At 34.1% G+C, this 11681-nt stretch carries 1 protein-coding gene; it reads left to right on the top strand.

The window, feature by feature from the left end; all coding sequences use genetic code 11:
- The first annotated feature begins 49 nt into the window (after positions 1 to 49).
- Positions 50 to 10138: a hypothetical protein gene (locus tag C6H31_RS04255; protein WP_104697583.1), complete on the top strand. Its 10089-nt coding sequence runs from the start codon at positions 50 to 52 to the stop codon at positions 10136 to 10138.
- Positions 10139 to 11681: the final 1543 nt, after the last annotated feature.

Here is an 11681-nt window from a genome sequence, read left to right on the forward strand (position 1 = left end):
AAAAAATGTGTTAAAATCGTAAAGTTTTAAGAGAGTATAAAGTGGTAGTGTGAAAAAAATGTCTTACTTTTTTCTTAATCGTATTAAAAGATCTTTTATTGCTCTATCGATGACAAGCTTGCTTTGTCCTAGCGTAAGTAGTGCTGTGGAAGGACCAATTGACAATAATAGTGATCCTAACAAACAAGTAACTGTTGGTAATGTTTTACAAGGGGATACTCTAAGTGGCTCTATCACCACGAGTGGGAATAATGTTCATACAACTGTAAATTTTAGAGGAGACTCTAAAATGGAAAATGGGCAAATCTCTGCTGTTTTTAAAAATCAAAATGGAGCCACTGAAAACGCAGATACCAAAACAGGAGCTACCAATACCATTATTCTTCAAGAAAATTCTGTATTAAACCTCACTGCAAATGCTAATCAAGCAGGAAATAATGGTCCTGATACAGTGACTACAGATCCTGCATACTCTATACTTGCAAGCGGAAGTGGAGCTCAAAATACTATCAGCGATATTACTACCGGAACTGCTAAAGGAGCTATAGCTGGTGCAATTTTTGCAAAAGATGGTGGGATTAACCTAATTAACAATCTTAGAAACACTGCCATTTCTGGAGCAGTGATAGCAGAGGGCAAAGGTAGCACTAATACACTAAGCTTTGATCAAGGAACTAATCTTACAGGTTATATTGCCACACTCAAAGGTGGAGTAAATACTCTCACTCTAAGTGAAGGCGCAACTCTAAATCTAGCCAAGGAAGCCACAGAAGGTGCAAGTATTCTTGCAAATGGGATATCAGAAGCCAAAGAAACAAAAGATGACATACCTTCTATAAATACCATTAAAGGAACTACTAAAGAAAAAAATACTATCTCTGGAGCTATTGTTGCAAAAGATAAGGGGATTAACAATATTGATATTTATAATCTTGAAGTCTTAGGAGATATTAAGGCAGTAAATACTGGAAGTAATACTCTTGCCTTAGAAAAAGGATTTTTAACAAATATATCAACTACAGGAGAGGATTCTAAAAATAGCATTAATCTTAATGGAGATGCAAGCATCAAAGGTGCTATTTCAAATTTAGAGACTACAGGAACTGCCAATAAAACCAATAATGGCATAAATACCATTACTCTTAATGATAACTCCACGCTCAATTTAAATAAAGGATCTAATACTAGCGGTGCAGCCATCTTTAGTTCCAATGGCTCCAATACTATTGGTGGGAATAGTATAGGCGCACACAAGATTACAGGCAATATCACAGCAACAAAAAGTGGCAAAAATACAATCACACTTCAATCACTTACAATGACTGGAGATATCACGACAGATGAAAGTGGTATCAACACCATTACACTAGGGAGTTTTAATGCTACAGAAAAAAGCACAATTATAGGTGATATCAAAGCAAAAAATAAAGGTCAAAACACTCTTCATTTCACCAATGTAACACTCACTGGAAATATTTTTGCAGGAGATTCTAATGATGTAAAAGAAGTAGCTGGTGGAGGATACAATGAGATTACTCTACTAGATAGTTCTGTAAGTGGTAACATCTCCGCACAAAACAATGGCAATAACAGATTAGTTTTGGGAAATGGTGGAACAAAAGCCACAGTCATCGGCTCAATTAAAGCTCAAAAAAATGGTAGCAATGTTATTGAATTTAATAATGGGGAAGTAAATGGAGGCATTTTTGCAGAGGGAGAAAAAGCTACAAATACCATCACTCTAGGTAATCAAACTTATACAGGAATTATCAAATCCAACATCACTGCAACAAATAATGGAACAAATACTATTAGTATCCAGTCTGTAAATATGACAGGAAGTATTACAGCAAAAAATCAGGGAAAAAATACCATTACTGATAACAATCCTTTTGATACACAATCCACTATTACAGGTGGAATTATTGCACAAGATAATGGTAAAAACACAGCCACTTTAAAAAACATTGCTCTTAGTGCAGGAATCACAGCAGGAGGAAATGGGGCTACAAATACCATCATTATTGGCGGACAAGAAAATGGTGTAGTCAGTTCAGATATTACCGCAAATGCACAAGGAGCCAATGATATTAGCTTTGATAATCATACTTCTTTAGTTGGAAATATCCTTGCAAATGCAAATGGCACTAATACCATTAAAGAAAAAACTAGAGAAGATGGAACCATAAGCACCACCACCCAATCACTCCTTACAGGTTCAATTACAGCTGATAAAGGGAATAACACTATTACCTTAGCCAACACAAAAATTACAAAAGGAATTATTGCAAAAAATGCCGGACAAAATACTGTTGAAATTAAAACAACAGAATCTAACTATAAGTTAATTACAAACATTACAGCAGAAAGCGGAGGAATGAATACTATTACTATCGGGGAGAATGATACTAAAACAGGAATTTTAGAAGGCTCTCTCAATGCAAGTGGTAATGGATCGCAAAATACCTTAAGTCTCAATAAAGATTCTAGCTTCATTAATGGTTCAATCACAGCAGATGCCACGACAAATTCTAATGATCAGACCGCCACTAACAATATCACACTCAATCATTCCTCTCTTATCCATTTAAAGACAGAAGGTTATGCACTCTATGCTACAGGAATAAATGCAAGCAATACTATTACTGGAAATAATAACACTGGAAAAAACATTATTGAAGGAGATATTGTTGCAGATGGTGGCGAAAACACTATAGATGAAAATAAAAGAGCACTAAATACTATCAAACTGGATAATCTAACAATCAAAGGTGAGATTAATGCTTATAATGCTGCCACCAATACCCTTGAACTTAAAACTGCAAATATTACTGGAAACTTTCTTGCTCAAGATAGCGGAAAAAATGTTGTTAAGTTTAAGGAAAATAGCGAAGTAACTGTATCTGGAAGCTTTGTAGCAAGAACCAAGGGAACAAACACTCTTACCCTAAATAATGATGCAAATATTAATATTACTTCCAATAACAACCCTAATGCTTTTCAAGCAGTAGAAGAAGGTGCAATTAATAGCTTTACAGAAATAAATACCACTAACAATAATACAAGTGGCACTATTACTGGGCATATTTATGCACAAAACAAGGGAAGCAATCTCATCCAAGTGCAAAAATTAACAATCATAGGAAATATTATCTCTTATAACGGAATAAATACTATTACTTTGGGTGCAGATACTAAAAGCAGTATCCAAGGAAATGTGATAGCAGATAGTAGCAATGGTATTGGTAATACAGAATCTAAAAACACAATTACCTTAGATAAAAGTGCTTCCCTAGAGGGCTATATTATGGCAAATGGTACAAATATAGAGAGGGTAGCAAGAAATGAGATTATTTTAGGCACAAATTCAAAATCAGCCCTAAATCTCAATGGAGGAACTATTGCAGATAGTGATGGAAATCCCATTGGAACAGAAAATGATGCAATTTTCTCTGAAACAATCCAAGCCTATAACCTTATTACCGATAATTCAACAGGAGAAACACAGAGTGTTATTAGTGGGAATATATATGCCAAGGATAATACTCAAGATACAAGTCAAAAAGGTGGCAATGATATTACTATAAAGAATATTACAATGGAGGGAAATATCCTTGCAGATAGCAATGGAATCAATAAAATCATCTTTGGTATGGAAAATAAAGCAAGCAATATCAAAGGAAATATCCTTGCACAGGATGGAGGGAGTAATAATCTTGTTTTAAAACAATTGGAGCTTAATTCTGATCAAGGAGTTATCCAAGCTATGGGAAAAACTACTAGTATAAAAACTAGTAACACAATCTCTCTTAATAACTCAAGTTCAATCATCAATACTTCTTTAACTGCCACTCAAGAAAGTCTAACACAGCAACTAACAATACAAGAAACAGTTAATTCCATTACCATTAACAGTAAGTCTTATATTGCTCTTACTGGAAATCCTCTAAATGAGAATAATGCAATTGCTGCAATAGGCTATAAAGCAAAAAATGAAATCACTGATTATGTAGATGGGGATGTGATTACAGCAAATACTATTGCAGGAAATATCTTTGCTGGAAACATGGGGGTAAATAATCTCAACTTTAACACTCTAAAGATTAATGAAGATAGTTCGGGTGGTATCATTGCAAAATCAAATATGGATAATGCAAATGAAACAAAAAATAGGCTAATTATCAGGGATAATTCTTTAATCAAAAACACCTATATTCTAGCAAACCAAGAAGCGCAAAAAGGAGATCTTGGCACCATTCTTCAAACTAGAAATGAAATCTCTCTCTATGGTAGCGCTGTAGTCCATCTTACCGCTAATCCCGAAGATGAAAATGCAATTGCTGCAATAGGGGTGCACGCGCGCAATAGTATTGAAGATAATGGCAAGGGTTCGCACACGATTACTGGAAATATTGTGGGAAATTATGATGGGCAAAATGATATTTCTTTAAATCAAGTGGTAATGATAGGAGATGTAACTGCCAATAATACAGGACAAAATATCTTGCGATTTGGTTCAGCAACCAATAATACCAATAGTAATGGAAGTTTTTATGGCAATATTTCTGCAATCACAAATTTTGGTGCAAGTAGAAATACCTTTTACTTCAGAGGCATTGCAATTGGGGGAGAGGAAGCAAAGTCTATTTTTGCAGATTCAAAAAGTACAAATGGAGGATTTAATACCCTAAACCTCTATAATAATTCTTCATTAAGCAATATGTATATGATCGCCCAAGGACAAAACTCTATAAATACTATTGATTTAATGGATACAGCCTCTAAAATATCTTTAACTTCTGATCCCAAAACAGGTTTTGTAGCCTATGCTACAGGGAATGGATCGGCAAATATTATTCAAGGAGATAATAATACTGCAAGCCATACTATTACTGGAGGAATCCAAGCTGAGGATTCTGGAAGAAATGATTTTAAACTTTATCAATTAACTTTAAGCGGTGATGTAATTGCCAAGTCTTTGGGTTCTAATACCCTTACTTTTGGAAATACTACTAATGCTTCCACCTTTACTGGCAATATCACAGCAGAAGATGGAAACAATGCTATCACTATCACAAAAACAAATCTAGGGACAGATATTCTTGGCACAAATATTCAATCTAATGCAACTATTAATAATTCTTCAAATACTCTTACTTTAAAAGATGCTTCTATCTTGCAAGGGCAATTTATCAAGGCCTTATCAAAAACAACATCAAATGAAGAAAACAATCAAGTTAGTTTTTCTTCTGTCAATGCACTTAATCTTGAGGGAACTTCTTATTTAGTCTTGCGATCCCAAGATGATGTAATACTTGCTAGTGGTAATGGAGCCAAAAATACAATTACTGATACAACAAGTAGGAATGCTAAGGAAAATAATATTGCAGGAAATATCCAAGCCAATAACTCTGGAGTAAATGATATCACCCTTAAAAGAATCATTATGCAGGGTGATATTCTTGCAAAAAATAGCGGTTCAAATACTATCAATTTTGGGAACAATGAAAATGGTAATCAATTCATAGGAAACTTGATTGTAAGCAATGCTAGCAATACTGTAACCTTACAACATACTGCAATGACAGGCTATCTTCAAGCTCTGATAAATAATTCCAAAAATACATTGGTGCTTACTAATTCTACAATTACAGATGGTTATATGGTAGCTATATCTACCCAAAATATGGATGATGCTAATGGCAATGAAGGCGAAAATCCAGTTGCAGGTGCAATCAATAGCCTAAGCATTGATACAGATTCCACTATTGCATTTAAGGGTGTTCAAATTGTTAATGCAAATGGAGAAAAGGTTGGATCTGGAAACGATGCAATCTTTACACAAGGGGCTCCCTCTCAAAATCTAATCACTGATAATTCTTCAAATACACACACTATAGTAGGAAATATTACTGCAGATAGTGGTGGAAAAAATAACTATGAATTTGGACATATTAATATCACAGGCTCTATTTACTCTACCACTCATAAAGCAGGTAATACCATCAAACTAAAAAATAGCTCCACCCTAAAAGAGGGGGTAATTATGACTCGAGGTAATGATGTAGCCAATACACTAACCTTTACTGATAATGCCTCACTTACTCAATCCTACCTCCAGGCAATTTTAGAAAATAATAATGCAGGAACTCCCGATGATGAGGGAGTAACAACTCAACTCACTGCAAAAAATACTCTAATTTTTGAGGGCAATTCAACTTTTGGTCTAATAGGAGAAAGTAATCACATTGCTATTCTTGCAGATGGTGATGGGGCAAGCAATATTATTAGTGGGAATAAAGGTAATGTCAATGGAGATATTTTTGCCAAAAATGGTGGAATCAATACTCTCACCGAAGTGAGACATCTTACTATCAACACAAAAAACATTAAAGCTATTGGCAATAATGCAAAAAATAATATAAAAATTACAAATGAAAATGTTGCTAGGAATAATGATTCCAACTCTTTATTCTTAAATGCCGAAGCAGATGGCATTGCGGTTTTAGCAGATAATGGAAGTAATAGGATTGAACTTATTTTAGGAAGTCATAATATCACAGGGGATATTTTTGCAAATAATGCAGGAAATAATACACTAAGCTATAGTGGCAACACTACTGCTGGAACAAATAATGGCATTACTATTACTGGAAATATTTATGCAAGTACTCAAAGTTCAAATAACTTAACACTTCAGAATGCAATGGTTATTTCAAACATCATCAAAGCAACTGATGGCAGTAAAAACACTATTGCTCTAAAAGATAAAAATTCAATAGCAACCGGTAGTATAAAACTTGGTAATGCAGACACTATAAGAAAAGATGTGCTTATTGCAGATGGTTATGACAGTAAAAATACCATCTCAAGTACAAGCAATGAAGAAAGCATCATAACTGGAAACATCATTGCCCAAAGTGCGGGAAGCAATATACTCACAGATATAGCAAAATTTAAAATGACAAATGGCTATATCATAGCAAATGGGGATGGGTCTAGCAATAATCTTGTATTAAACAGAGATTCTCAAATTAGCCTAGTTAGCTCTACCTCAAAAAATGCAATTTTTGCAAGTGGTATTGAAGCCATCAATAAAATAAAAGACAATGATGTTAAAACTACTCCTACAAGCATCATTCTTGGAAATATCACTTCACAAAGAGGTGGTAAGAATGAGCTTAGTGTAATTAATTTATCTATCACTGGAGATTTAAATGCCTATAATGAAGGGAACAACACCATAAAGCTTGGTGGTGGCAATCAAGTTTTAAGACAATCTGATGGAACCAAAAATGAAGTGGGCTTCACAGGAGCTATTTTTGCAACAGGAGCAGATTCTAAAAACTCCATTACCTTTAGCAGTGGTGCAAAAGCCTCTTTGATCAAAAATGAAAATAGCAACAATGCTGTATTAGCCAGTGGTGATGATGCAAACAATACGATCACTGATAATAATAGTGGAAATGCATTAAAAATATCTGGGGATATTAGTGCCATAGATTCTGGAAAAAATACCATCAACTTTGATAACACCACAATGAGTGGTAATGTTATTGCTCGATCTGGTGGAAATAATATATTAACTTTTCAACAAGGTAATATCACAGAAACTCAAACTATTGTCTCAAGCGAAAATAATTCTCTTAACACTCTAAATTACAATAATTTTAGCTTTAGCAATACAACAGATCAAAAAGATCATTTCACACTAAATGCCTCTAATGCAGGAGAAAATAGGCTATTTCTCACAATAAAAAAAGATGCGAACCAAAAAAACCTTGAAGACTTAAAGCTTAGCATTACAACCACAAATCAAGGAATCAATACCATTATCGCACAACAAGTAAATTCAGCACAGGCTAATATTTCCTATAGTGGTGGTAGCACTACTGCTGTTTTTTCTCAAACTAAAAGCACTGATGATAATACAGGAGGAAATATTAATGTAGCTGCCTACAGTGATGGGGTTATGCTCACACTTAATGCAAGTAAGGCAAATGATATTTTTAAAGATTTCAGAGATCTTACATTGTTCTTCTCAAATCATACACGCGTTTATATGAAAGATAAAAGCAACTATTCTTTTGCTGGGAATTATGTAGGTGATGTAAATTTTCTAAAGCTTGGTACAAAAAATGATAATGAAATCAATCTTACACTTGAAAATAATGCAAGCCTTATAGCTTCTTTATATTCCAATGGTAATGGAAAAATAAATCTAGAGCTTAACAAAAATACAAAATGGATTGTAATACCCACAGATGGTGATGCAGTAAGTATTAACAAGCTTACTACTTCATCATCTGCAAATACAAGACAAACAACCATCACTCTAAATTCTGATCAAATGCATCAAGATACCCTAAAACAGGGAAATACACTTGTTGATCTTGCAACAGGTGGATATGCTACAAAGTATGGTGTGGATAAGACAAGCCACACATCCCTCTCAATTGCCTCGGCTGGAAACTTAAATGATGTGATTTTTAGAGTTTATGCAGATACTATCCATAAACAAAGTGATGTTGTTAAAGTTAATGGTATCAATAATGGAGATACTACTTCAAAGGCCCTATTACAAGCTTACTACACAGTTGAGAGTTTGCAAAATGCAGAAAAATATATTTATCAAGATAATGAAGAATTAAGTGTAAATAATACTCTTGTTGCAACCATTGAAACAAATGCAAAAGATAATTTTAGCTTTGATATATCCAAGCCAACAACTGTAGAACAAGGATATCTTCTTGTTACTACAGAATTTATTAAAAAGACAGAAGATAAAACTCCTCTTGGAAAAAATAGCGAACAAGTGGATAATTACTACATTAAGGCTTATAGTGCAGCAATCAAACCTCAAGAAGCACAAAATACCTATAGTCTTTTGTCTGCAAATTATCTAGTCTTCTTATCGGGTATCAGTGATATTAATAAGCGTTTAGGTGAAGTAAGAGATGAAACTTATAATCACGGGTTGTGGGCCAGAACATTTTTTGGGCAAATGTCTCAAAATCAGGGTATTGCCATAAGCAATAACTATATTAGTGCACAAACAGGTTATGACTTTGCTCTTCCAACAAATGGCGGTATGCATTTTATAGGTTTTTCCTTTGGATATGGAGCCCATAGCCTTGTCTCTGATGCTTGGAAGATGAATTCTTCTGTCTTAAGTGGTTCTCTTTATTATTCTTTTGTAAAAGATTCTGGAATCTATGCAGATACTGTGTTTAGATATGACTATATTGATAGTAAGCCACAAGCCCAAGATATTACCAATCAACTACTTTCGCACGCCTTTTCACTTTCTGAGGAAATTGGTTATCGGGCCTATTTTGATTCTAAACAAAGATTTTTCTTTGAAGCTCAAGGTCAATTTATAGGTGCTTATATGACTGACCTTACAGCCCTTCAGCAATACTCAAATAGAACTGAAGCAAAACTATACTCAAAAATGAGTAACTCTTATCTATTTAGAGGAAGAGTAGGTGGAATTTTTGGATATAGGCTAAAAACAGCAAAAAATCAAACTGATTTTAGACTAGGAGCTTCTTATGTTGCAGATTATAATATGGCAAAAATAGATCTTGAAGTAGAAAAGATTGCCACAGATTCTAAAAACCTTGGTTTTAACCAAATGGCATTAGTATCACTAGGAATCAACTCTTACTTAACTAAGAGCTTAAGACTTTATTTAGAGGGTGAAATAGGATTTTTAGGTAAGACATTAAATCAAAATTATGCAGCAAACTTAGGGCTAAGATATAGCTTTGGAACAACAAAGCGTGAGGTTTCATCTAATTCTGAAGTAGATCAAAAAATTGTAGAAGATGAATTTGAAACTTTAAATATTGAAGCCTCACAAATTAAGTGTAATGGATGTAATCCAGAAAGTGGTTTTTATATCAAACTCTTAGACTTGCCAGAACCCAATGCGGGGCTAAATAATTATTTAAATAAAATGAATTACAGAATCCATAAACAGGATGGAAAAGTAACTTATTATGTAGGACCTTATAAGAAATTAGATGAAGCTAAAAAACAACAAGATATTGCAACTAAGATCAAACAAAGTCTTACCAAGAATCCAAGCACCAACACGGATATTTATAAAATTAATAACAAAAGCAAAAGATAAGGAGAATATAGGTGCAAAGTCATATCGGTTTTAAAAAATCACTTATAGCGTATTCTCTCTCTATTATTCTCTATCCTCATTTAATCTATAGTGCAGATTCTATTACCAACACCAACGAATCTGATAAACAAGTAATAATAGGTCAGGGGACTGAGGATAAACCCAACCCAAATGAAGTTTTAAATGGTTTTATTAATACTAGTGGCAATGGGAATAATACAACAGTAACTTTTATTAAAAATAGTTCTATGGCAAATGGTTCAATTAGTGTTGCTGGTGGCTCCAATACTATCAAACTCCAAGATAATAGCTATTTAAATATTACTTCTGCAATTCGTGCAAATAGTGGGAGCAATACAATACTTGATGAAAGGACCACAGCTTCCAATAAAAGCACCATTTCTGGAGGCATTATGGCTCAAAATGGAGGTAGGAATAACCTCCAAAATCTAAAAAACTTTTCTATATCAGGAACGATAAATTCTGATGGCAATTCAAGTAGCAATATAATTTCTCTTCAAAATAACTCTGGGATCTCTGGTGCCATATCCGCCAACAATGGTGGAAGCAACACGATTACACTAAGTGCTGATTCTATAATCAATATTACTTCTACCACCACAGAATCTGCTTCAATATTTGCAAGTGGGAGCAATGCAAGTAATAACATCAATAGTAGCGGTAATGGCATTATTAGCGGTAGTATTATCGCAAAGGAGGGTGGAAGCAATAATATTACTTTAGAATCTTTAAAGATGGGTGGAGAAATTAATGCAAACAAAGGCAATAATACTCTTCTAGTTAATACGCTTACTTTTAGTGGAAATAAAAAGGATATTACTGCTAGTAATGGTGGAAAAAATACTTTACAAATCAAAGCAAGTGGTGATTTAAACAATATCATCGCCAAAGATTCTAGCTCTACCAACACCATTACTCTAGATGGTAATGCAAAAATCCTAGGCTATCTATCAGCAAGTGAGGGTGGGAGCAATACCATTACTTTAAATGGAAATGCAGGATTTAATTCTAGTACAACCACACAAGATAATGTTTCTATCTATGCAAGTGGAAATAATTCAAGCAACACTATTACAGGGGAAACTAGTAATGGCGGAAGTATTAGTGGAAGTGTGGTTGCATCTAATAGTGCCACAAATACTATCACACTTAATTCCTTAAATATTGGTGGAGATGTCAAAGCAAATGGTGGAACNNTCTACCAACACCATTACCCTTGGGAGCAATATTAGCACATTTGGCTACATCTCTGCTAGCAATGGTGGAAACAATAATATCACTATCAACAGCTCTGGCTTTACTTCTACTGCTACTACTACAGATTCTGCTTCTATCTATGCAAATGGTAGTAATTCTATAAACACTATCAATGGTAGTGGAAGTGGAAATATTAGTGGTGCCATAATTGCTACAAATGGAGGGGTTAATAATATTACTTTGAGCTCTTTAAATATTGGTGGAGATGTCAAAGCAAGTGGTGGAACCAATACTATTACTTTGAATAATGGAAGTTTAAAAAATA

This window comes from Helicobacter sp. 'house sparrow 1' (genome assembly GCF_900199585.1).
Classification (GTDB): domain Bacteria; phylum Campylobacterota; class Campylobacteria; order Campylobacterales; family Helicobacteraceae; genus Helicobacter_H.